Annotated in this window: 21 protein-coding genes, 1 tRNA gene and 9 pseudogenes; 4 read left to right on the forward strand and 27 right to left on the reverse strand. The window is 47.2% G+C overall.

The window, feature by feature from the left end; genetic code table 11:
- Positions 1-101 precede the first annotated feature (101 nt).
- The 8 genes and pseudogenes from N39L_RS19920 to N39L_RS19955 form a co-directional block, all read right to left on the reverse strand.
- Positions 102-431 carry a type II toxin-antitoxin system PemK/MazF family toxin gene (locus tag N39L_RS19920; protein ID WP_014276147.1) on the reverse strand — a complete coding sequence of 110 codons (330 nt, stop codon included), beginning with the start codon at positions 429-431 and terminating at the stop codon, positions 102-104.
- Positions 419-679 carry an AbrB/MazE/SpoVT family DNA-binding domain-containing protein gene (locus tag N39L_RS19925; protein WP_006616960.1) on the reverse strand — a complete coding sequence of 87 codons (261 nt, stop codon included), beginning with the start codon at positions 677-679 and terminating at the stop codon, positions 419-421. Before N39L_RS19925 ends, N39L_RS19920 begins: the two co-directional genes overlap by 13 nt.
- A 195-nt stretch (positions 680-874) precedes the next feature.
- Positions 875-2,143 (reverse strand): annotated as a pseudogene (locus N39L_RS19930) (ISNCY-like element ISAtsp9 family transposase).
- A 173-nt stretch (positions 2,144-2,316) separates the two neighbouring features.
- Positions 2,317-2,739: a type I restriction enzyme endonuclease domain-containing protein gene (locus N39L_RS19935; protein ID WP_014276149.1), complete on the reverse strand. Its 423-nt coding sequence runs from the start codon at positions 2,737-2,739 to the stop codon at positions 2,317-2,319.
- Positions 2,690-3,082 (reverse strand): type I restriction enzyme endonuclease domain-containing protein, encoded by a 393-nt coding sequence (locus N39L_RS19940; protein ID WP_014276150.1) that lies wholly within the window; start codon positions 3,080-3,082, stop codon positions 2,690-2,692. Before N39L_RS19940 ends, N39L_RS19935 begins: the two co-directional genes overlap by 50 nt.
- A gap of 127 nt (positions 3,083-3,209) precedes the next feature.
- Complete coding sequence (locus tag N39L_RS19945; protein ID WP_315643049.1) at positions 3,210-3,440, reverse strand: type I restriction enzyme subunit R domain-containing protein; 231 nt, start codon at positions 3,438-3,440, stop codon at positions 3,210-3,212.
- A gap of 27 nt (positions 3,441-3,467) precedes the next feature.
- Positions 3,468-4,325 carry a DEAD/DEAH box helicase family protein gene (locus N39L_RS19950; RefSeq protein WP_014276152.1) on the reverse strand — a complete coding sequence of 286 codons (858 nt, stop codon included), beginning with the start codon at positions 4,323-4,325 and terminating at the stop codon, positions 3,468-3,470.
- Complete coding sequence (locus N39L_RS19955; RefSeq protein ID WP_167538958.1) at positions 4,325-4,975, reverse strand: type I restriction endonuclease; 651 nt, start codon at positions 4,973-4,975, stop codon at positions 4,325-4,327. Before N39L_RS19955 ends, N39L_RS19950 begins: the two co-directional genes overlap by 1 nt.
- 458 nt (positions 4,976-5,433) lie before the next feature.
- On the opposite strand from N39L_RS19955, the gene N39L_RS19960 reads away from it, so the two are divergent.
- Positions 5,434-5,628, forward strand: a complete 195-nt coding sequence (locus tag N39L_RS19960) for a hypothetical protein (RefSeq protein WP_152553729.1) — start codon at positions 5,434-5,436, stop codon at positions 5,626-5,628.
- A gap of 85 nt (positions 5,629-5,713) precedes the next feature.
- On the opposite strand, the gene N39L_RS19965 is transcribed toward N39L_RS19960, so the two are convergent.
- From N39L_RS19965 to N39L_RS20035, 15 genes and pseudogenes are all read right to left on the reverse strand, one after another.
- Positions 5,714-5,890 carry a hypothetical protein gene (locus N39L_RS19965; protein WP_126277518.1) on the reverse strand — a complete coding sequence of 59 codons (177 nt, stop codon included), beginning with the start codon at positions 5,888-5,890 and terminating at the stop codon, positions 5,714-5,716.
- 76 nt (positions 5,891-5,966) lie between these two features.
- Positions 5,967-6,078, reverse strand: a pseudogene (locus N39L_RS19970) (IS630 family transposase); the annotation flags it as partial.
- A gap of 11 nt (positions 6,079-6,089) precedes the next feature.
- A pseudogene (locus tag N39L_RS19975) lies at positions 6,090-6,369 on the reverse strand (transposase); the annotation flags it as partial.
- A 129-nt stretch (positions 6,370-6,498) separates the two neighbouring features.
- Entirely contained in the window at positions 6,499-7,284 is a 786-nt protein-coding gene (locus N39L_RS19980) for a Uma2 family endonuclease (RefSeq protein ID WP_014276157.1), read from the reverse strand.
- Between the two features lie 131 nt (positions 7,285-7,415).
- A pseudogene (locus N39L_RS19985) lies at positions 7,416-8,291 on the reverse strand (IS630 family transposase).
- Positions 8,292-8,725: 434 nt separating this feature from the next.
- Positions 8,726-9,757 (reverse strand): annotated as a pseudogene (locus N39L_RS19990) (RNA-guided endonuclease InsQ/TnpB family protein); the annotation flags it as partial.
- Between the two features lie 82 nt (positions 9,758-9,839).
- A complete protein-coding gene (locus N39L_RS19995; protein WP_014275298.1) occupies positions 9,840-11,033 on the reverse strand; it encodes a group II intron reverse transcriptase in 1,194 nt (397 codons plus the stop codon).
- Positions 11,023-11,253, reverse strand: a complete 231-nt coding sequence (locus N39L_RS20000; RefSeq protein ID WP_014275007.1) for a reverse transcriptase domain-containing protein — start codon at positions 11,251-11,253, stop codon at positions 11,023-11,025. The genes N39L_RS19995 and N39L_RS20000 overlap by 11 nt, the downstream gene beginning before the upstream one ends.
- Entirely contained in the window at positions 11,213-11,434 is a 222-nt protein-coding gene (locus N39L_RS20005; RefSeq protein WP_014275008.1) for a hypothetical protein, read from the reverse strand. Before N39L_RS20005 ends, N39L_RS20000 begins: the two co-directional genes overlap by 41 nt.
- Before the next feature lie 21 nt (positions 11,435-11,455).
- Positions 11,456-11,680, reverse strand: coding sequence for a reverse transcriptase N-terminal domain-containing protein (locus N39L_RS20010; RefSeq protein ID WP_014275009.1), 225 nt, complete (start codon positions 11,678-11,680; stop codon positions 11,456-11,458).
- Positions 11,681-12,372: 692 nt separating this feature from the next.
- Positions 12,373-12,483 (reverse strand): helix-turn-helix domain-containing protein, encoded by a 111-nt coding sequence (locus N39L_RS20015; protein WP_234933798.1) that lies wholly within the window; start codon positions 12,481-12,483, stop codon positions 12,373-12,375.
- Positions 12,440-13,010 (reverse strand): annotated as a pseudogene (locus N39L_RS20020) (IS607 family transposase). Before N39L_RS20020 ends, N39L_RS20015 begins: the two are co-directional and overlap by 44 nt.
- Positions 13,011-13,631: 621 nt before the next feature.
- Positions 13,632-13,802 carry a hypothetical protein gene (locus tag N39L_RS20025; protein ID WP_167538952.1) on the reverse strand — a complete coding sequence of 57 codons (171 nt, stop codon included), beginning with the start codon at positions 13,800-13,802 and terminating at the stop codon, positions 13,632-13,634.
- Between the two features lie 446 nt (positions 13,803-14,248).
- Positions 14,249-15,127 carry a lipoyl synthase gene (gene lipA, locus N39L_RS20030; protein ID WP_006615955.1) on the reverse strand — a complete coding sequence of 293 codons (879 nt, stop codon included), beginning with the start codon at positions 15,125-15,127 and terminating at the stop codon, positions 14,249-14,251.
- Positions 15,128-15,270: 143 nt separating this feature from the next.
- Positions 15,271-16,443 (reverse strand): annotated as a pseudogene (locus N39L_RS20035) (group II intron reverse transcriptase); the annotation flags it as partial.
- 967 nt (positions 16,444-17,410) lie between these two features.
- Here N39L_RS20035 and N39L_RS20040 point away from each other — a divergent pair.
- Positions 17,411-18,288 (forward strand): annotated as a pseudogene (locus N39L_RS20040) (IS630 family transposase).
- A gap of 17 nt (positions 18,289-18,305) precedes the next feature.
- Here N39L_RS20040 and N39L_RS20045 read toward each other — a convergent pair.
- Positions 18,306-18,863 (reverse strand): annotated as a pseudogene (locus tag N39L_RS20045) (reverse transcriptase N-terminal domain-containing protein); the annotation flags it as partial.
- A gap of 758 nt (positions 18,864-19,621) precedes the next feature.
- On the opposite strand from N39L_RS20045, the gene N39L_RS20050 reads away from it, so the two are divergent.
- Together N39L_RS20050 and N39L_RS20055 are read left to right on the forward strand one after the other, a co-directional pair.
- Positions 19,622-19,695: transfer RNA gene (locus N39L_RS20050), tRNA-Pro, on the forward strand.
- A 314-nt stretch (positions 19,696-20,009) separates the two neighbouring features.
- Positions 20,010-20,177, forward strand: coding sequence for a hypothetical protein (locus N39L_RS20055; protein ID WP_014276167.1), 168 nt, complete (start codon positions 20,010-20,012; stop codon positions 20,175-20,177).
- Between the two features lie 329 nt (positions 20,178-20,506).
- On the opposite strand, the gene N39L_RS20060 is transcribed toward N39L_RS20055, so the two are convergent.
- Genes N39L_RS20060 through N39L_RS20070 form a run of 3 tightly spaced genes read right to left on the reverse strand, consistent with a single transcriptional unit; the run spans position 20,507 to position 21,416 of the window.
- Positions 20,507-20,836, reverse strand: a complete 330-nt coding sequence (locus tag N39L_RS20060; RefSeq protein ID WP_014276168.1) for a hypothetical protein — start codon at positions 20,834-20,836, stop codon at positions 20,507-20,509.
- The gene (locus tag N39L_RS20065; RefSeq protein WP_014276169.1) at positions 20,829-21,101 is read right to left on the reverse strand and encodes a hypothetical protein; all 273 of its coding nucleotides are present in this window, start codon (positions 21,099-21,101) and stop codon (positions 20,829-20,831) included. Before N39L_RS20065 ends, N39L_RS20060 begins: the two co-directional genes overlap by 8 nt.
- Before the next feature lie 36 nt (positions 21,102-21,137).
- On the reverse strand, positions 21,138-21,416 hold the full coding sequence (locus N39L_RS20070) for a hypothetical protein (RefSeq protein WP_231851967.1): 279 nt from the start codon (positions 21,414-21,416) through the stop codon (positions 21,138-21,140).
- Positions 21,417-21,444: the final 28 nt, after the last annotated feature.

Below are 21,444 nucleotides of genomic sequence, written 5' to 3' on the forward strand. Positions count from 1 at the left end.
TCGGGATACTCAAGGCCCACCATATCAGAGAGCCTCTCTGGGATTCTCGCACTGATGACCTAGGATTAGATCAGGGTAGAGCGAGCGCGCCGTCCCTTGGCTCATTCGGAAAACATCTCAGCCAAGGTGTTGAGAACGCCTCTTTGCTCATCCGGACTAATTTTACCCAGTTTTTTGACCAATCGAGCTTTATCGATGGTGCGGATTTGGTCCAGAACAATTTGCCCTTCCTTACCCTGAAACTGGCAGGCAATTCGCGTCGGGTAGGCTTTCCCTTTTGTCGTCATTGGTGCAATAATCACCGTGGCAATATAACCGTTCATTTCATCCGGTGAGATAATCACACAGCGTCGTGTTTTCTGAATTTCACTGCCAATTGTGGGGTCAAGATTAACCAAAAAAACATCGAAACGCTTGGCTACCACTCCCATTCGCTTTGCTCCCAATCGGTACTGTTGACTGGATCGAGAAGAACATCATCTTGTTCTTTCGCCATTGCTGCAAAGGCTTGCTCCCAGCCTGTGCGTAACCGTCGTGCGTTGCGAATCGTGAGATGATCGCCCTCCACTTCGATTTCAACGTCTGTCTGAATACCACTTTGCTCTAAAAGCAGTTTAGGAATACGCACACCTTGGGAGTTGCCAATTTTAACGATTCGGGTTCTAATCACTTTGCTCATGCTGGGATGGCTTGAAAAGCAGGATGTAATTACATTATAGTTACACCCTCAAAGGTCGTCAAGTGCCAGGTAGTCTCCTTGGCAAACTCTCAGTTGTCAGCGATCGCAATTAGCAACTATTTCAACCTACCACAGGCAGCAATTCTCATTTTGGAAATTCAACTGCTATCGGGTGGGATGTCTAACTCGAGACCCTCAAGCATAAAGGTCAGAAGGTGGTCCCAACTGTCGAAGTACAGTCTGGGTAAGCGCGCGCAAATCATTAAAGAAGGTTTGGCGCTTCGGTAAGTGCGCTCGTAGCAACTGGTACTTGTTATCGAGCAACTCCTGCAGGGTGTGGAAGAGCAGCGAGAGGATGTTGATGGTCCGGAGCAAGGAAGAAAGATGCTGCTTGCCATGGCCAAAATTGTGTTCGAGATGGTAGCCCTTGGTCTTGAGAGTGTTGTTGTTCTCATTCTCAACTTTCCAACGAGTCCGCCCGGCCCGAACCACCTCGGCTACATTCTCATCGCTGAGAGGATAATTCGTGGCCAAGGAGTTGTGATAGGTTACCTGGCCATCAGCGGTGGTGACAGTAAGTTCGCACCAGTTAACCAACAGGACCTCATCGCTATCTTTGAGGGGGACTCCGTTGAGATAGCGGTAGGTATAGGTTTTCTCGACTTTACCAGTCCACTTCTTGGTCGTGAGGGTCGGGAGTTCGATGCCCTCTAGGTGTTCATAGAGGGTAGTATGAGACTCGGGGCGACAGACGACGATGAAGTTAAGTTGCTGCTCTAAAAACTGCTGACACAACGGTTGGTGGCAATAGAGGTCATCCCCTCAAACCGTGACATTCAAAGCCCTCAAGCATTGTTCTTGCCTCGATAGCCAGCGTTTGGCGGCGGCATTCTCACAGTCTTGCTTATCATGACCATCTTGGGGCACGATAAATTCGGGGACTAAGGGAATCACATGATTCTGTCCCGGACAGACGATGACTGGAGTGACAACACTATGGAAGTAATGGGTTTTTCCTGACTTCTGGGTGCGCGTTGAACAGTGGGGACAGTGAATTTGGTCGGAACTGAAGTATTCGGTGCCATCCAACGCGACTAATAGACTGTCCCCTGGGCAACGGAAGTCTTCTAACTGCCCCTGGGCTTCCAAGACTTGTAGGATATCCTCAAACACTGGAAACAGGTGCTCTGGGGACACGGCATCTAATAAGTCCCGAATCTGGTTATCACAGGGAATTCGATGAACTCCAAACAGACTTTGGGCATTGCTCTTGCCTTTACTCCCCTCCATCAGACGTTGATAAGCCAGAAACGACGGAGTTTGAGTAAAAAACACACTAAACGCACTTAAAGCGGCATCCTCCATTCCATAGCGGCGATTTTTACCCCGGCGCTTGTCCGGTAGCGATGACAAGCACTGGCGGAAAGAACCGACTAGAGTCTCAAAGCCACCTGGCTTTTTCAACGGCTCTGGCGCTCCTGGGTTTCTTAGATGTCATTACGATACAGGGATGCTGGGGACTTGAACAGGTTTTCGCCAAAATGAGAATTGCTGTACCACAGGGAGATGGCTTGACAATTATTTTGCTTGGTGATATCTTAGGTTTATTGGTGCGAAATTTAGAACCCCTAGGGAATTTAAACCAAACCACCAACCACCCATGCAGCGGATAGCGCTTCCGCTTGCTGCAAGACATTTTTAACCGCCGCCTGTAGGTCTGGAGGATAGCCGTATTTACGCAAAATTCGTTTAACGGTGCTACGGAGACGAGCGCGGGCACTTTCCCGATGCGCCCAGTCAATGGTAACGTTCGATTTCAGGCTCATTAGCAATTCATGCCAATCTCTGGTTTTTAGGCTGTCATTGCCCATCACTTCCACCGCGCTTTCATTCTCCGCCAGAGCGTCATAAAAGGCGATTTCATCGCAATCCCTTGAAAGTCCTTGTTCCTCGCCCCGTTGGCGGGCGGCTTTAATATCTTGAGCCAGATTGATTAATTCTTGCAGAACTTCAACCGTGCTGATGGCGTTGGTGTGGTATCGAGTGATCGCCTTTTCCAAGCGCTAGCGCAAACTTTTTCTCCTCGGTGATGTTGGTACGGCTACGGGAGCGCCTCTCGTCATTCAGCAGACGTTTAAGGGCTTCGAGGGCGAGATTTTTCTTCTCCATTTGCTGAATTTCTAGCAAGAAGTCATCGGAGAAGATGGAAATATCCGGGGAGGATAAGCCAGCAGCCCTGAGAATATCGACAATTTCAGTGGAGACCACAGCCTGATTAATAATTTGCCCCGCCGCGAATTCTTTTTGTGCCGTGGACTTGCCAGGGGTGGCGGAGGATTTCACCAGGGCAGCGCGGATGGTTTGGAAAAAGCCGACCTCCGATACGAATTTGGCAGGCTGCATCGCTGGCCGCCGCTAGGGCAAAGGCTTTAGAAAGTGCCAGCACTGCGTCTTGATAGCTTCTTTCAGGCGTTGCCCGATGCCGATGTAGTCCACCACCAAGCCAGCGGGTTTATCGCGAAAGACCCGGTTAACCAGGGCGATCGCCAGGGATTGGCATGAGGCCGTGACCTTTCATCGGTTTATCGATATACATGGTGTGCATTGAGGGCGCATCAAACCCGGTTAGCCACATATCCCGCACGATGACCAGTTGCAGGGGATCCTTTGGATCTTTGATCCGCTTGGCTAGGAGATCGCGCCGGGCTTTGGTGCCAATGTGGGGTTGCCATTCGGGCGGATCAGTCGCCGAGCCTGTCATCACGATTTTAATCATGCCAATCCCTCGTTATCGTCCGGGGAATGCCAGCCCGGGCGGAGGGCGACTATCTGATTGTAAAGGTTGACGCAGATTGCCCGACTCATGCCAATCCCTGACGATCATCGCTTTACCGCTCAGTGCCAAGAGGCGGTTTTCAAAGTGACTGACGAGAGGCGCAGCAACCAGCTTTAACCGCGCTTCCGCTCCCACGGCCGCTTGCACCGTTGCCCATTTTTGAGTCATTCTCGCCTGTTCCGATTGCTCTTCGCCGTTACGGAGTTCTTCAATCTCTGCATCAATCTGGGGCTTTTGCGCTTCGGGAAGTTCGATGCGGGCGAGGCGGCTTTCATAGTAGATGGGGACGGTTGCGCCATCTTCCACCGCGCGGCTGATGTCGTAGATGTCGATGTAGTTGCCGAATACGGCGGGGGTGTTAACGTCGGTGGCTTCGATGGGGGTTCCGGTAAAGCCAATAAAGGAGGCGTTGGGGAGGGCATCCCGCAGATATTTGGCGAAGCCATAGCCAATTTCTCCCGTTTTTAGATCGACTTTGGCTTTAAATCCATATTGGCTGCGGTGGGCTTCATCCAGGATAGGCATGACGATGATATTGCGTCGATCGCTCAAAACTGGATAGGTGGTTTCCCCTTTGTCGGGGGCAAATTTTTGGATGGTGGTAAAGACAACCCCACCGGAGGCGCGATTGAGGATGGCTTGCAGGTGTTTGCGGCTCTCCGCTTGTTCGGGGGTTTGGCGAATCAGATCGCGGCATAGGCCAAACGTGCCCAACAGTTGATCGTCGAGGTCACCCGGATCGGTAATCACAACGATTGTCGGGTTTTCTAGTTCCAGAGAGCGCACCAGTGCGAGCGCATAAAACGCCATCAATAGGCTTTTGCCGGAGCCTTGGGTATGCCAGATGACTCCCGCTTTGCGCTAGAGCCGAGTATGGCACGGGCGGTGCTAGTAACGGCTTTTTGGACGGCGTGGAACTGGTGATAGCCCGCGATGATTTTGCGGATACCAGAGCCGGTATCGCCAAAGACAGGGATTGGCATGAAGTTTCCGAGCAGGTCGAGTAGTCGCCTTTGGGTAAACACCCCCTCGATCAGCACTGGCATTTCCGGGGTGCTTTTGGTTAGCACTTCTCCATCAATGGTGCGCCAGGGATTGTCAAGAACCGCTCTAGGTCGGCGGTGAGGGAGCCGATGCGGGCGGTGATGCCATGTGTGGTACCCCCATGCGGAGTTGGTACGGAAGAGGGCGGAAATTTCGGTTTTGTAGGTTTGCAGTTGGTTGTAGGCGGCGTCGAGGGTGGCGGTTTCGCTGCCCGGATTTTTAATTTCGATAACGGCGATCGGTAGCCCGTTGATAAAGACCACGACATCGGGGCGGCGATTGTGGCTGTTTTCGATGACGGTAAATTGGTTAAGCACGAGCCAATCGTTAGCGTTGGGATTGTCAAAGTCGATCGCCTTGACTTTATCGCCGCGAATGGTGCCATCTGGGCGCGTAAAACTCAACATCGATTCCATCGACTAAGGCTTGGTGGAGGCGGCGGTTTTCTTCGATTAGGTTGGGTTTTTCCGTGGCGATCAGCTTTTTAAAGGCATCGTCGTTCGCTTTGGCGGGGATGGTGGTGTGATGCTTTTGAGGGCTTCGAGTCGCCGTTGGTAGAGGATACCTATACGCTCATGATTCCCTTTCCGGCGCTTAACCGTCAGGGATAGTCGTGACAACACCAGGGATTGTCTAGAGTATAGCCGAGGTCTTGCAGTTGAGCTAGGAGGATTTGTTCGATTTCGTCTTCGGTTAGATAACTCATGTCACCAGTTGCTCGATCAATTCTTCTGGCTTAGACAGATAGCAAATCTCGGACAACTTCGCGAGTTGGCTAATGTGGCTACTACTCCACACATCCAAACTATCGTCAAACAGGGAAATAAAGCGTAAAGGTTGCGTGGGGAGTTGGTAGTGCTGCAAATCAACCCAGGTGGCGACCGTATTCTTGACTTTGCTATTGGCTGCGCCTCGATTGCTGGTACTCAGCACTTCGACTAAGGCCTCGGTGCGTCAGCAATTAATTATCGGCTATTTATTCGGTTGGCGATATCTGACGCACCCTACTGGGGATGTCCGATGCCAAAGTCGATCGCCCAGGAACGAGTTGATCGCCCCACTAATTTGATGTCTCGTTGGTAGGGGATGTGATAATCTTTGAGGAGTTTGGCGATTTCATCATTAAAGGTTCCCGCCAGTCGGGTTCTGTTCTGTTACCACAGATTAGCAACTGCGATCGCAAAGCGCACTAACCGAGTAATGGCTTCTGCTAGGTCGTCCCCAACTCTGACCAGCAGCATTCCATCATAAAGTTCGATGCCATAAGTGACTGGAATATCTTGGAGAAACGAGTCTTGTTTTTTGGATAGGGACTGCCGAGAGGTTTGCATATCCAACCAGCGCAAAGTTTCACCCAAATCGGTGAGGGTTTGGGTTTCTGGCTTGATATAGCATTAGTCAAGGTGGTTAGGACGCAGCTTGGAGAACGGAATCCATGGCATCATGGAGAGAATCAAACTGCTCACGTGCAGTGGCGAATGCGGGCTTTCAACCACGACCAACATTTCTCTATAGCATTAGTCAAGGTGGTTAGGACGCAGCTTGGAGAAAGGAATCCATGGCATCATCGAGAGAATCAAACTGCTCACGTGCAGTGGCGAATACGGGCTTTCAGCCACGACCAACATTTCTCTATCTTGTTGAGGTCTGGCGAATAAGGCGGAAGATAGAGTAAACGGCATTGAGCTGCCTCCACCAGTTCAGCCTGCCGCCCCCCTTTATGAAACGTTGCATTGTCCAATACTAGAGTCTGACCTGGCTTCAATGTTGGAATTAAGATGAACTCCAACCACAACTCAAACACTGTCCGAAGGGGGCTGGCATTTTGGGTCTTCTGTAGATATCCTTGCCATTATACGTCCTAACTTTTCTGTTTTGTGCTCTACCTGGCTGTTGGGTTTCATCCAACCTACCTGGCTGTTGGGTTTCATCCAACCGGCTATGGAGAAGGGCGATCGCCTTCCAGTTGCTGTAAGCGAGCCTCCAATTCCCGCAGCCGCGCTTCCGCTAACTCCGCCCGCTGATGCTGTTGTTGGGCTTCCTGACGCTGTTGTTGGGCCTCCAAGCGCTGCTGTTGGGCTTCCTGACGCTGCTGTTGGGCTTCCTGACGCTGCTGTTCGGCGAGTTTGGCTAACTCTGTGGGGGTGAGAAATCGCTGACCATCAGGACGATAGATGGTGAACTGCTCCTCAATCAGTTCAAAGCGAATCCCTAACCGGGGACTCGTCCAGTTTTCCGCCTGCTCAATCAGTTCCAGCGAACCCGTTTGATTGCGTATCCACCCGTGAAAATCAAAACGGTCTGGGTCGAAGATATAATATTCTTCCACCCCATAGCGATCGTAAAACTGCTGTTTCTTGACCATCTCCTTGAGACGATTTCCCGGCGAGAGAATTTCAAACACCACTTGGGGAGGGATGTTCCCTTCTTCCCATTGTTTATAGGAACCGCGATTCTCCTGCGGAGACGCTTCCGGAACGCCTTTAGGTCGTCCGAACGCCACCATTATATCAGGTGCTTGACGCAGTTTATTATTGCCTTCCATGGGATACCAGAGTAAATCTCCCGCTACAAACACATTCGGATCATCATCAAACAGAATCTCTAAATTCTCTTTAATGACTACAATCCAGCGAAACTGGCGGGTATTTTCAGCCATGGGATTTCCATCAGAATCAGGGTAGATGACCTTTGTGGGTTGTGTGGGTTGAGGAGTAGTTACCATAAAATTAGACCTCTCAATTATTGAACTGGAATACACCATTGAGTCGGTGTCCATAGTTGGCTAACATTATAGCTGATTTTTTCGTCAATATTTAAGTAGGTTGGGTGGAGGTATAGCACTAGTCAATACGGTTAGGACGCAGCCTTGAGAACATAATCCATGGCATCATCGAGAGAATCAAACTGCTCACGTGCAATGGCGAATGCGGGCTTTCAACCACGACCAACATTTCTCTATCTTGTTGAGGTCTGGCGAATAAGGCCTAAGATAGAGTAAACGGCATGGAGCTGCCTCCACCAGTTCAGCCTGCCGCCCCCCTTTATGAAACGTTGCATTGTCTAGCACTAGAGTCTGACCTGGCTTCAGTGTTGGAATTAAGATGAACTCCAACCACAACTCAAACACTGTCCGATTACAACAACCCTCAAAGCTAAATGGGGCTAAGAGTTGTTGATGACACCATGGGGCCATATAGCTCACCCTGCCCTGCCTCTTCCCGGATTTGAGGACATCGAAGCGTTGTCCTTCCTCGCAGTAACCATAAGGATAATCCGAGTCCTGACTATTCATGCCGGCTTCATCGAGGTAGACCACTTCTTGTGGCTCCATATGTTCAATCTGAGCAATAAACTCCTCTCGCTGTTGCTGATCACGTTCTTGGTAGCCGTAAGTTTTTTTCTGGTGAAGCCAATTTTCTTCAAGGCTCTGGATATGGTGCGAGGAGAGATGTCGTCATCCCAAAGTTGAGCCATTTGAGCGGAGGTTTGATCGCCATGCTCTTGGGCAAAAGCCTTGAATTTATGCCAGTCGGTAATTTTGTGGTTATTGCCAGGTCGGTGATTAGGTTTAGGGAGGAAGTCGCCGGTGTGTTCTTTTCTTTGCAGCCAGAGATTGATAGTGTTCCTGCTGACATGGAAAACTTGACTGGCTTCTGTTTTGGGCATACCGTCTAGTTCAATTGCATCAATAACTTTTTGTCTGAGGTCGTAACTATAGGGGGCTGGCATTTTTGGTCTTCTTAGTCATCTCGTCCTCTCCATTATACGTCCTAACTTTCCTGTCTGGTGCTATATCACTACTACCACGGGTACATCCCGCCACTTGTAGAGCATTAGAGGGGTTACAACGTTCCGTTTATACGGGCATTCCATCTTTAGATTTGTCCTTTACACCGGGGTACTTTTAAAGGTCTGTGTAGGTGTCTTCTCAAAAACCCTACTTTTCCCCTTGCTCTTTTGAACGCAGCGTATCAACCTATTTCGCTACCTGTTCATTACGATGGTTCAAGCCGGACATTCGGTTTCCCTAATCATGGATGGTTGGCAGTGGTCGGATTTTGGGGTAATGGTTATCCCTCACGCCTTCCGTTCCCCACTTCAATCCTAGAGTTATGATTTCTAAAACTGGGGGTGGCTAACGCCGTTGCTCTTCACTGATACATTTACGCGACATTTATCCGGCTATTGCCTGACAATGCTACGATAGCACTATTACCCGTTAAGGTAACAGAGGCGGTATCGCGCAAAGCTTTTAGAAAGATTCCAAAAGCACCGTTCCAGTCCCTGGGTAGAGTGAACCCACACTCAGGACATCGGAACACTTTTGAGCCACCTAGCTGGGAATGCACATGACCACAGTGAGTACAGGTTTTGCTGGTGTATTCTTCGGTCACATCTACAACTGTGGTTCCAGTTATTTCCCCTTGATGTCTCAGGGTTAGTTTGAATCGATAATGCGCCCATGTCAGCATGGCGCGGGCAGTCTTGGATTTGATTTTCCGCTTGGCTTTGGCAACCATGTTGGAAGTCTCGAAGGTGGGCAGAAAAATTATGCTGTAGTCATTAGTCAAGTAGTGAGCAATTTGTTTGTGGGCTTCATCAACTAGATTGCGGATTTTGGTTCTCATTCGTTGAGCCGCTTGCCTCATCCGTCGCCTTCTTGAACGACAGGGTTCCTTGGCGATTCTGCTCATCAAATCATCCAAATGTTGACATAGCCTAGTAATGCGTCCAATATCCCCGGAGCCCAATTCCAGAAACCGAGAGCCATCAAACCCAGTTATGAAAGTTCGGACACCCCGGTCTAATGCAATTACGCCATTCGCTTCAGTTGGGGTAACGGCAACTGGTTCAGGGAAAATCGCCAACCATCGACCTTTGGTAAACACCAACTGAGTCCCTTGCCCGCAAGTTTTAGGGATAGCTTAGGAAACCATGAAAGTTAATCCTTTCGTTAGTCTTGGATACCAACTCCCTGAAGAGAAATTAGCATTGTTAAACTTGATGGCTTGAGAACTATCCCGACAGCTCCTAAACCTTGCGCCAGGACTGGCTGAAAAGGCGAGATAGGCATCAAAGATAGCATTCTGCCGAATATGGCCGGGTGTTTCTTTGACCCATGCAGGCAAGTCGCTCTGCATCACTTCGTTGCGTAATTTCAGTTTGCTTAGTCGTTTACCACTCCGGGATAATGATTAGGGGTCGAGATAAACCTCACGGTCTACCCCTCCCATTCAGCAGCAGAACCGTACATGAGACTTTCACCTCATACGGCTCCTAGTTTGACCGTCTCTTTGTTAAGAGTACAGCAACATCTCTTTCATCAAGAGCTGTTTTATCATCGTGACAATGGCGATGTAATAATTGAAGATTCTTGTATTCATCCTTTCCGCCTTGGCTTCTAGGTACAATGTGGTCTACTTCAATTAAATCTGATGGGGTAAAGAATTGCCCGCACCAGGTACATCTACCTTTTGGTTTTTTGAGTAGTTTTGCTACCCTAATTGGCGTGTCGATTGCTTGTCCTTTCCTGGTGGCCCAGTAAGTCCAATTTCCGTCATAAAGTGTTGCGTCGGGGCGTATTAGGGTGTGTCTGACAATTGGGGTCCAGATGTGTTTGAATAGATGTATCCCATCTTTGGTTTGGAATAGCCAATTTTCGTGTCTTTCTTTCCCATTGCTAAGTTTAATTGTTCCATGTCTGAAATAATTACTTAGCTTTTTGTAACTTGCCTTTCCGCATCTTGATACTGTCCATGCCCTTAACATTTGCCAGATTGTATTATCTAGCTTATTGAAGGTCTCTGTTGAGACTACTGCTGAGTAATAGTTTGCCCATCCTCTTATAATTGGGTTTAGTCTACTTATCAGGGCTGATTGAGGTGCTGTCTTATGTCGTTTAATTACACCTTTTATCACTTCTGTGTGGGCAACAACTGCTTTTTGGCTGGGTTTTATGTGGGTTTTATGTCCGATTAATCGACTCTTATATCCCCCTGTTTTTCCAGACTTGTATTTTCCTACTGGGTATTGCCTGATATTGAATCCGAGAAAATCAAACCCAGGTTCTTCTGTTTTGCCATTATACTCAATAGGTTTGAGTGTGTGACCAATTCGAGTCTTTTCGGGTTTAATCTCTAATCCTACCGGTTTTAACCATTTGGTGATAGCAGTTTGGCACTGTTCAATGATTCCTAGGTCTTTGGAGATGACCACAAAATCATCGGCATATCTTATAAGGTTCACCTGAGTGGCTGTGCCTTTATTTGGATACATTCCTTTAACTAGCCTTTCTACTCCCAGCAGTGCGATGTTGGCGAGTATTGGACTTATTACCCCTCCCTGGGGTGTCCCTGCTTCTGTATCCTCAAATACACCGTTATCTAGCACGCCTGCTTTGAGCCATTGTTTCAGGTCTCTTTTTAGGCAGCTTGGACAATGAATTTTGGACAGTAGATAATCATGGTTCACGGTAAGAGCATTTCGCTATATCTGCATCAAGTACATAGTATTGTCCTTGATTTATGGCAGTGTAAATTCTACCAATTGCGTCCTGGGCTGACCGTCCGGGACGGAACCCATAGCTAGTGCCCTCAAATCTTGACTCCCATTCGGGCTCAAGTGCCGACTTAACCAAGGCTTGCCTGGCTCTATCTTGGATTGTGGGAATTCCTATTCCAGCTTTTTTCATCCCTACCAGGTTTTGGAATCCACACCCTTCGCAGTGGTTTTGCTTTGAGGTTTCCTTTGATTTTCTCGGTCATTTCTAGCCTTTGTTTAGGGGATATTGCTATCACACCATCTACTCCAACCGTCTTTTTGCCTTGACCCGCTTGGGGGGCGGGTTTATTAAGCTGACTGTTGGGAAGCATGGCTGACCGTGGAACCCGCCCCTACAGTCGCACTGCTAAGAGTCGGGCATAATATGATTTCACCAATAGACGTTGCAGCCTTCTTACCTTTGCGTCCTGTCCCGATTTAGCTGCTTGAAATATACTCTTTTGGAGCTTGAAAACTTTCCGTTGAACCTTAGTCCATGGGATGGCCTTCCATGCGTTGTTCGTAGTCTTGATTGGTTTGGGCTTGCCAAATCCTTTCTTTAAACTCGCTATCGCCATTTGTACACCTACTAGACTCTATTCTTACAATCAAACCGTGACCTGTTAGCATATCCCTACCATTACAGTCGGGCATTGGCTTCTGGTCACATCTCACCCCCTAATGGGCTTGCGCTTACACTTTCACTACTGACTCTCTCGACCAGATTGTCAGAGCCCAAGAGGGGTTAAAACGTTCCGTTTATATGGGCATTCCATCTTTAGATTTGTCCTTTCCACCGGGGTACTTTTAAAGGTCTGTGTAGTTATGACATTGAAGTTCCTACTTTTCCCTTTGCTCTTTTGAGCGCAGCGTATCAACCTGTTTCGCTGCCCAATCATTACGATGGTTCAAGCCGGACATTCGGTTTCCCTAATCATGGATGGTTGGCAGTGGTCTCGATTCTGGTGTTGGGTTACACCTTGGAGCCTTCCGTTCCCCGCTTCAATCCTGGGGTTGTGATTCCCAAAACTGGGGGTGGCTATCGCCGTTACCCTGACTCTCTAACTTCTACTTATCTATTTGTAGAATTTATATAAGTAATTTGTATGAGTTAGTTTGTTTTGACCTTGGGTTCCCTGCCTTGATTTGTATCGTGGGATACTAATCGTTGGGACATATAAACAGTTATGAGGATGGTCAGGAGAGATCTCCTTATATTCAACCAAGGGGTTTAAGTCCCCACCAGGCGGTTATTTCAGGTATTTCAACCTTATTTTATGCCTGAACGTCTCGCACCAATTGCTTGGTTGTAGCAATACCGACAAGCGGCCAGCCATTTACGCCAGACTTGATTTAGCTCTGGGCTGGGGTAAATCCGGATCTTCTTTGACCTGAGTTTTGTATTTACTCCGTCCGTATAATCGGGAACTGAAGCAGTGGAGGATGGCGAGGATGTCCTCAACCATTTCTGGTTCTCGACTGAGACTTGTCTCGTTGAGAACCATGAGTGAGCACCCGTTTTGCTCACAGAGCCATCGAAACAAGTCCCATCCAAATCTGGCCAATCGGTCTGGGTGGGCAACGACAACCATGCGGACATCTCCTGACAAGACTTGTCCCAGTCAGGCCAGCATTTTCTTTCCCTTGAAGTTGAGCCCGCCTCCGATTTCGGAGACGACTTCTGCTTCGGGGTAGAGGTTGGACAGTGCGGCCACCTGTCGGTTGAGGTCGGACTGCTGGGCGCGGCTACTAACTCTGGCATAGATAACGACTTTGCGTTTGTCACTGCGTGATGGCATCAGAATATGACTCAACGTTGTATCGTCGTTGCCCAGCGGGGGTTCTGATGGTCTCGATTGAGCCATTTTCGTCCCATCTGCGGAGTGTTCTTTCATGGACTCCAAGGATTTAGGCCGCTTCCTTGGGTTTGACATATCTGGCAATAGGTTTATCCTCAACGTTATGGTCGAAAGGGAAGTCACCTTCCCCAACTCCAATTCCAAACCGTACTTGAGACTTTCACCTCATACGGCTCCTGATGTAGATACCCCTTTTGACATCGGGAACAGGGCAACAACTCCCTGCTTTGTGACTTCAACTTTTGGAGCTAAATACAACATCGTAGTCTTTAAACTCGCTCTCGTCATAAACACTCTTATTTGTCGCAGTCTCTATATCCACACCGTGACTAGTGGGCATATCCTAACCATTACAGTTAGGCATTAGCTTTCAGTCACATCCTTTCCCCTTAAAGGCATACGCTTACACTTTTCACTACTGTGCAGTTACATCCTGCTGAGAACCTATGAGGGGTTTAAACGTTCCGTTTATACGGGCATTCCATCTTTAGACTTGTCCTGTCCACCGGGGTAATTTTAAAGGTCTGTGTAGGTAGTGGATGAAAACTCCTACTTTTCCCCTTGCTCTTTTGAGCGCAGCGTATCAACCTATTTCGCTACTTAATAATTACGATGGTTCAAGCCGGAACATTCAGATTTCCTTAGTCATGGATGGTTGGCAGTGGTCGGATTATTGGGAATAGGTTTCCCTCACGCCTTCCGTTCCCCGCTTCAATCTGACGGGTTGTGATTCCTCAAACTGGGGGTGGCTATCGCCGTTACTCTCAACGCCCTGATTTCTCAGTTGGTTTATGACCTTGAGTCCCCTGCCTTGCTTAGATTTCTCCAAGCGTCGGGACATATAAACAGTTATGGGATGGTCAGGGGTGCGAATCCCTTATATTCCACCAAGGGGTGGAAGTCCCACTAGGAGGTTATTTCAGGCATTGCAGCCTTATTTGACTCCTAAACGTCTCGCACTTATCGCTTATTATACCATATTGCCCTAAAATATTAACCTAATTTGAGATTAAATCATGCTCTCTACTGAAATGGGTCACGACTCCACTCAGCAAATTGTTTTGTGACCTTGAGCTCCCTGCCTTGCTTGGAAGGTCATGTCCAAGCGTTGGGACATATAAACAGTTATGAGGATGGCCATCAGCTCGCTTCTTATATCCAACCAAGGGGTTGGAGTCCCCACTAGGCAGTTATTTCGGGCATTGCAGCCCTATTTGATGCCTAAACGTCTCGCACTGAGATCATGATCACAATTAGCCTTTCACCTGCTACTACTTTGATGGCTGGCTAATTGGAACTGCGAGGGTAAAGCTGCATCAACTTCTGCACCTGTTCAGCATGGTAGGAACTACGAGTCAGGGGAGAAGCGACAATTTGTAAGAACCCTAGAGACTCCCCGTAGGCTTTCCAAGTCGCAAATTGTTCCGGGGGAATAAAATCAGCTACAGCCAGATGCTTAGAACTCGGTTGCAGGTATTGTCCTAGGGTCAGGATATCGCAGTCAACCTCTCGCAGATCTACCATGGCTTGGCGGATTTCTGCATCGGTTTCACCTAATCCTACCATTAACCCAGATTTGGTATATAACCACGGGGCGATTTGTCGCGATCGCCTTAATAATTCTAAACTACGGTGATAGTCACCCTGGGGACGAACCCGCCGATATAATCGTTGGACAGTTTCAGTATTATGGTTGAGGACTTCTGGTTTAGCCTGTAGAATGGTCTCTAGGGCTTCCCAATTGCCACACAGGTCTGGGATTAATACCTCTATGGTAGTTTTGGGAGATAGCGATCGTACCGATTCAATACAGCGGACAAATTGAGATGCTCCCCCATCAGGTAAATCATCCCGGTTCACCGACGTAATCACCAGATGATTTAACTGCATCCGTCGCACCGCCTCAGCCAATCTTTCCGGTTCTGTCCGATCAAGAGCCTGTGGTTTTTTCTCAAAGTCAATATCACAATAGGGACAGGCGCGGGTACAAGCCGGACCCATAATCAAAAATGTAGCCGTCCCCGCGTTGAAGCATTCCCCAATATTCGGACAGGAAGCCTCTTCACAGACAGTATTTAATCCCAGATCCCGCAGGATCCCTTTAACGTTCCCAACGCGCTCGAACTGGGGCGCTTTAACTCTCAACCAATCGGGTTTAGATACCATAGTAGCTCATGATATGTTTAGCTTGATTTTAGCCAATTAGTTCAATTAGTGGTCGAGATAGACCTCACGGTCTACCCCTCCCATTCAGAACCGTGCATGAAAGTTTTCCCTTCAGACGGCTCCTAGTTTGATTGCTTCTTTTGTTAAGAACACAGCTTTGCGTCATCTAATGCCGTCTTATTGTCGCGGGTGTGGCGGTGTAGCAGTTGAAGATTTTTGTATTCATCCTTTCCACCGTGGCTTCTAGGTACAATGTGGTCTACTTCAACTAAGTCTGATGGGGTAAAGTATTGCCCGCACCAGGTACACTTGCCTTTTTGCTTTTTGAGTAGTTTTGCTACCCTATTTGGTGTGTCAATTGCTTGTCCTTTTCTGGTTGCCCAGTAAGTCCAGTTTCCGTCATCAAGTGTTGCGTCTGGGCGTATTAGGGTGTGTCTGACAATCGGAGTCCAATTGTGTTTCCATAACTGAAATCCATCCTTGGTCTTGAATAACCAAGTTTCATACCTTTCTTTCCTATTGCTAAGTTTAACCGTTCCGTGACTGAAATAGTTTCTTAGCTTTTCATGTAGGTTTGCCCTTCCGCATCTTCAAACTGTCCATGCTCTTAACATTTCCCAGACTATATGGTCTAGTTTATTGAAGGCTTCTGTTGAAACTACCCCTGAATAGTAGTTTGACCAACCTCGTATTATTGGGTTTAGTCTGCTTATCAGGGCTGATTGAGGTGCTGTTTTATGCTTCCTGATTACACCTTTAATCACTTCTGTGTGAGCTTTAACTGCCTTATTGCTGGGTTTAATGTGGGTTTTGTGTCCGATTAATCGGCTCGCCGCTCCACCTGTTTTCCCGGATTGATATTTTCCTATAGGGTATTGCCTGATGTTGAATCCTAGAAAATCAAACCCTGGTTCCTCTGTTTTACCTTCGTACTCAATGGGATTGAGTGTATGGCATATTCGAGTCTTTTCGGGTTTAATTTTTAGTCCTACAGGTTTTAACCATTCGGAAATAGCAGTTTTGCACTGTTCAATGATTTCTAGGTCTTTGGATATGACCACAAAATCATCGGCATATCTTATTAGGTTGACCTGGGTGGTCGTCCCTTTATTAGGATACATTTCTTTTACTATTCTTTCCATTCCATCCAGGGCGATGTTGGCCAATAGTGGACTTATCGCTCCTCCTTGAGGTGTCCCTGTTTCTGTATCCTCGAATACACCGTTATCTAGCACACCCGCTTTGAGCCATTGTTTCAAGTCTCTTTTCAGGCTGCTTGGACAATGAATTTTGGAAAGTAGATAATCATGGTTCACGGTAAGAGCATTTCGCTATATGTTAGGGGTCGAGAATGGAGTCACCACCATCCCCTCCCATTCAGAACCATACGTGAAAGTTTCCCTTCATACGGCTCCTGGTGTGGATACCCTGTTTTGTCCAAGGAGCAGAATCAACAGACCTGCTTTTTACTTCGATGTTCAGAGCTATATGCAGCACGTAGTCTTTAAACTCGTCCTCGCCATTATACTCTTACTGACCGCAGTATCTATATCCACACCGTGACAATTGGGCATATCCCAACCATGACAATTGGGCTTTAGCTTCTGGTCACATCCTTCACCCTCTAAGCATGCGCTTACATTTTTCACTACTGCCTTGTGAATTGCATTACTCACTTGTTTATGGGCAGAGCATTAGAGGGGTTACAACGTTCCGATTATATGGGCATTCCATCGTTAGATTTGTCCTATCGACCGGGGTACTTCTAAAGGTCTGTGTGGGTAGAATGCAGAATCCCCCACTTTTCCCCTTGCCCTTTTGGGCGCAGCGTGTCAACCTATTTCGCTGCTCGTGCTTTACGATGGTTCAAGTCGGACATTCGGTCTTCCTAATCATAGATGGTTGGCAGTGGTCGCGTCTTGGTGGTAGGTTCTACCTCACGCCTTCCGTTCCCCGCTTCTATCCTGGAGTTATGATTTCCAAAACTGGGGGTGGCTATCGCCGTTACTCTCTACTCCCTGATTTCTCAGTTCGTTTATGACCTTGAGTTCCCTGCCTTGCTTAGTTACCTAAGCGTCGGGACATATAATCAGTTATGAGGATGCTCAGGAGAGGTCTCCTTATATCCAGATTCGGAGCTGGAATCCTCACCGGGTAGTTATTTCGGGCATTTCAGCCCTATTTCATACCCGAACGTCTCGCACCCGCATCAAGTACATATAGCACCAGACAGGAAAGTTAGGACGTATAATGGAGAGGACGAGATGACTAAGAAGACCAAAAATGCCAGCCCCCTATAGTTACGACCTCAGACAAAAAGTTATTGATGCAATTGAACTAGACGGTATGCCCAAAACAGAAGCCAGTCAAGTTTTCCATGTCAGCCGGAACACCATTAATCTCTGGCTGCAAAGAAAAGCACAGACCGGAGACTTCCTCCCTAAACCTAATCACCGACCTGGCAATAACCACAAAATTACCGACTGGCATAAATTCAAGGCTTTTGCCCAAGAGCATGGCCACAAAACCTCCGCTCAAATGGCTCAACTTTGGGATGACGACATCTCTCCTCGCACCATATCCAGAGCCTTGAAGAAAATTGGCTTCACCAGAAAAAAAAACTTACGGCTACCAAGAACGTGATCAGCAACAGCGAGAGGAGTTTATTGCTCAGATTGAACATATGGAGCCACAAGAAGTGGTCTACCTCGATAAAGCCGGCATGAATAGTCAGGACTCGGATTACCCTTATGGTTACTGCGAGGAAGGAAAACGCTTCGATGCCCTCAAATCAGGGAAGAGGCAGGGCAGGGTGAGCTATATGGCCGCATGGTGTCATCAACAACTCTTAGCCCCCGATCGCTTTGAGGGTTGTTGTAATCGGACAGTGTTTGAGTTGTGGTTGGAGTTCATCTTAATTCCAACACTGAAGCCAGGTCAGACTCTAGTGCTAGACAATGCAACGTTTCATAAAGGGGGACGGATTCCTGAGCTAGTGGAGGCGGCTCAATGCCGTTTGCTCTATCTACCACCTTATTCGCCAGACCTCAACAAGATAGAGAAATGTTGGTCGTGGTTGAAAGCCCGCATTCGCCATTGCACGTGAGCAGTTTGATTCTCTCGATGATGCCATGGATTCCGTTCTCAAGGCTGCGTCCTAACCACCTTGACTAATGCTATAGTAGTTTCCTTTATTTATGGCAGTATAGATTCTACCAATTGCATCTTGGGCAGACCGACCAGGTCGAAACCCATAGCTAGTGCCTTCAAATCTCAATTCCCATTCAGGTTCGAGAGCCGATTTAACCAAGGCTTGCCTCGCTCTATCTTGGATAGTGGGTATTCCCAGCGGGCGTTTCTCATCCCTACCAGGTTTTGGAATCCACACCCTACGCAGTGGTTTTGCTTTGATATTTCCTTTGATTTTCTCGGCTAAGTCTAACCTTTGCTTAGGGGATATTGCTATCACTCCATCCACTCCGGCTGTTTTCTTTCCTTGATTGTCTTGGGTCACTCGCCGTACTGCTAAGAGTCGGGCATAAGATGACTTCACCAATAGACGTTGCCACCTTCTTACCTTTGCATCCGGCCCCGATTTAGCTGCTTGAAATATCCTCTTTTGGAGCTTGAAAACTTTCCGCTGAACCTTAGCCCAAGGAATAGCTTTCCATGCGTTATTCGTAGTCTTGATTGGTTTGGACTTGCCAAAGCCTTTCTTTAAACTCGCTTGCGTCATTTAAACACCTACTAGACTCTATTCTTACAATCAAACCGTGACCTGTTAGCATATCCCGTCCATTACAGCCGGGCGTTGGCTTTTGGTCACATCTCACATCCTCTAGGACTTGCGGTTACACTTATCCCTACTAACTACCTCGACCAGATAGTCAGAGTCCAGGAGGACTTAAAACGTTCCGTTTATATGGGCATTCCATCTTTAGATTTGTCCTTTCCACCGGGGTACTTTAAAGATCTGTGTAAGTAGTATTAATAGCCTCCTACTTTTCCCCTTGCTCTTTTGAACGCAGCGTATCAACCTATTTCGCTGCTCAGTATTGACGATGGTTCAAGCCGGACATTCGGTTTCCCTAATCATGGATGGTTGGCAGTGGTCTCATTTCTGGTATTAGGTTACACCTCGAAGCCTTCCGTTCCCTGCTTTAGTCCCAAGGTTGTGAATCCTGAAACTAGGGGTGGCTATCGCAGTTACCCTCACCTTTGCCGTAACTATTCCGTTATGTTAAGAATTATTACGTTGTGTTGCAAAGTGTGTTGACCTTGGGTTCCCTGCCTTGATTTGGTATCGTATGATACCAATTTTCGGGACATATAAACAGTTATGGGAATGGTCAGAAGTGCGCTTCTTGTATTCAACCAATAGGTTGAATTCCCCACCAGGCGGTTATTTCAGGTATCTAAACCCTATTTCATGCCTGAACGTCTCGCACATTAAAGATATAATGTGCTATCATAGCTAAATGTGAGATAAAACTCCGGGATGTAGCGCAGCTTGGTAGCGCACCTCGTTCGGGACGAGGGAGTCGCAGGTTCAAATCCTGTCATCCCGATTTAACTTAAACCCTTATCCTGACTACTATCGCGGGAATTGCTTTAACCCGATAGTCGTACCTAATTACTCAGATATTACTCACAATCTAGTCCTAGCACAGGAAAATAATTCTGTCAATAGGATGATTACTCAGTCAATAAGCACAACTTAATCAATCTGTCAAATACCCATACCACCCCCCAACCAAACACCGATAGGGTAACTCCCTTGTGATACCCGTCAATAGCAAGCCTATCGGTTCGTTCCTCACCATTGACTGCTATCACGTCGGTCGCACCCCCAAGAGTGTTTGTTCCGGTTGGGGGGGAGGATATGTTTCAAAATCAACCACGACAACAGCAGAAGATAATTCCCCAAGCTATCAAAGATACACCTATCAATGTACAAAGATATCAGACCGCCTTTCAGTATCAGATTATGAAAGTATGGTGGCGATCGCTCGCAAGGTTATCTATGGGTCTGATTCATAATCTCCGGTGAGGGGAAACTATGAACTATCATCTACCGGAACCAACCCGATACCCCTAAACAACTTTTCAACTGGTGACAATTACCGAGCAGAAACCGATACCAACATAATCAGTTCACCCCCAAAATCTTAGCCGTAGGTTGTAGGTAAAGCTATCTGTTGGGGGTAACTTAGTTCTGGGTAATATCTGGACATGATAGGGTAGGCATTCATATTTTAGAAGTTACATAATGTATTTACATTATGTAAATGAAAAAATACATAGACACCCCCTGCAGTTAGAAACCATAGGGGGCCATTTAAGTTATTGGGTTAGCTGTTAGCTGTTAGCTGTTAGGGTTTACGCTTGTTTAGGGTTACACCGATAAAACATAGCTATAGCAGCTTGTTGAATCTTTTCGTTGGTAGTCTGGTCAGATTTTCCGATATAGATGTGATGGTTGATTTTACCGTCCCAGCCCTTCAGGTTCCAGTACGCGAAATTGTTGATAGATGTTTTTTTGCAAGCCGTAAACCTTTTGCCGTTTAACTCAACAGAGAATGACTTGTTTTTTCTCAGGTAGTCAAACCATTCGGGTGTATCTAGTTCTACACAAGTTCCACCGGGGCCCTGTAGAAAATTGCTGAAATTTCCAGTATGTAGGCTGATTACTGGTAATAACTTAGGCATTGAAGTCACCCCCCATAAAGATATCGCTACTGTAACCATTGCCACTAAAGTCGGACATAAATGATACTGGTTGAATAACTGTCTCTTGAGACGATACCCATTTTTTCTGTACCGTCATAAAATCAACAGCGGCGTTATGAGCTATTTCGGCTAATTTCATCCTGGTATCTTGGTTAGCGTAGGGGATATATCGTGACATCATTTGAGCGTAAATATCACGTGCTAATTCCGCGATAACCATTAACCTTGCTTGTTCTTCATTCATGGTTTTGTCTCCTATTGATTGCATTGCAGTAACTGATTAATTGAACTCATGATAATCATTGTCAGGGTGATTTTGACTATTGTTGTGTTCTGTAATTTTTGCATTAAGCAAGGCTTCAATGCCTTTGAGTAACTCGATTTCCGCGTTTAAAAAATGCCTGTGGATTTGGATAAATTCGATAATTTCATCAAATTGTTCAGGCGTGATAGCAAGTTCTACTAAGTCAAGCAATCCCACAACGTTAGGGTTGACTCGATTGCTCATATAGCTATATTCTACTACGTTTAATCCGGGTGTACTTGATTTGATTGACATAGTTTTATCCTTTGATGATGGTTAAGCT

This window comes from Limnospira platensis NIES-39 (genome assembly GCF_026000695.1).
GTDB classification, from domain to species: Bacteria; Cyanobacteriota; Cyanobacteriia; order Cyanobacteriales; family Microcoleaceae; genus Limnospira; species Limnospira platensis.

Bases quoted from the DNA above. Each gene is read 5' to 3' on its own strand.
- N39L_RS19920 (WP_014276147.1), bottom strand. From the start codon at position 431: ATGGGAGTGGTAGCCAAGCGTTTCGATGTTTTTTTGGTTAATCTTGAC.
- N39L_RS19925 (WP_006616960.1), bottom strand. From the start codon at position 679: ATGAGCAAAGTGATTAGAACCCGAATCGTTAAAATTGGCAACTCCCAA.
- N39L_RS19940 (WP_014276150.1), bottom strand. From the start codon at position 3,082: ATGCAGCCTGCCAAATTCGTATCGGAGGTCGGCTTTTTCCAAACCATC.
- N39L_RS19945 (WP_315643049.1), bottom strand. From the start codon at position 3,440: ATGACAGGCTCGGCGACTGATCCGCCCGAATGGCAACCCCACATTGGC.
- N39L_RS19950 (WP_014276152.1), bottom strand. From the start codon at position 4,325: ATGGCGTTTTATGCGCTCGCACTGGTGCGCTCTCTGGAACTAGAAAAC.
- N39L_RS19955 (WP_167538958.1), bottom strand. From the start codon at position 4,975: ATGGAATCGATGTTGAGTTTTACGCGCCCAGATGGCACCATTCGCGGC.
- N39L_RS19965 (WP_126277518.1), bottom strand. From the start codon at position 5,890: ATGCAAACCTCTCGGCAGTCCCTATCCAAAAAACAAGACTCGTTTCTC.
- N39L_RS19980 (WP_014276157.1), bottom strand. From the start codon at position 7,284: ATGGTAACTACTCCTCAACCCACACAACCCACAAAGGTCATCTACCCT.
- N39L_RS20000 (WP_014275007.1), bottom strand. From the start codon at position 11,253: ATGAAAAAAGCTGGAATAGGAATTCCCACAATCCAAGATAGAGCCAGG.
- N39L_RS20005 (WP_014275008.1), bottom strand. From the start codon at position 11,434: ATGCTTCCCAACAGTCAGCTTAATAAACCCGCCCCCCAAGCGGGTCAA.
- N39L_RS20010 (WP_014275009.1), bottom strand. From the start codon at position 11,680: ATGGCGATAGCGAGTTTAAAGAAAGGATTTGGCAAGCCCAAACCAATC.
- N39L_RS20025 (WP_167538952.1), bottom strand. From the start codon at position 13,802: ATGTCCCGACGCTTGGAGAAATCTAAGCAAGGCAGGGGACTCAAGGTC.
- lipA (WP_006615955.1), bottom strand. From the start codon at position 15,127: ATGGTATCTAAACCCGATTGGTTGAGAGTTAAAGCGCCCCAGTTCGAG.
- N39L_RS20055 (WP_014276167.1), top strand. From the start codon at position 20,010: ATGTTTCAAAATCAACCACGACAACAGCAGAAGATAATTCCCCAAGCT.
- N39L_RS20060 (WP_014276168.1), bottom strand. From the start codon at position 20,836: ATGCCTAAGTTATTACCAGTAATCAGCCTACATACTGGAAATTTCAGC.
- N39L_RS20065 (WP_014276169.1), bottom strand. From the start codon at position 21,101: ATGAATGAAGAACAAGCAAGGTTAATGGTTATCGCGGAATTAGCACGT.
- N39L_RS20070 (WP_231851967.1), bottom strand. From the start codon at position 21,416: ATGTCAATCAAATCAAGTACACCCGGATTAAACGTAGTAGAATATAGC.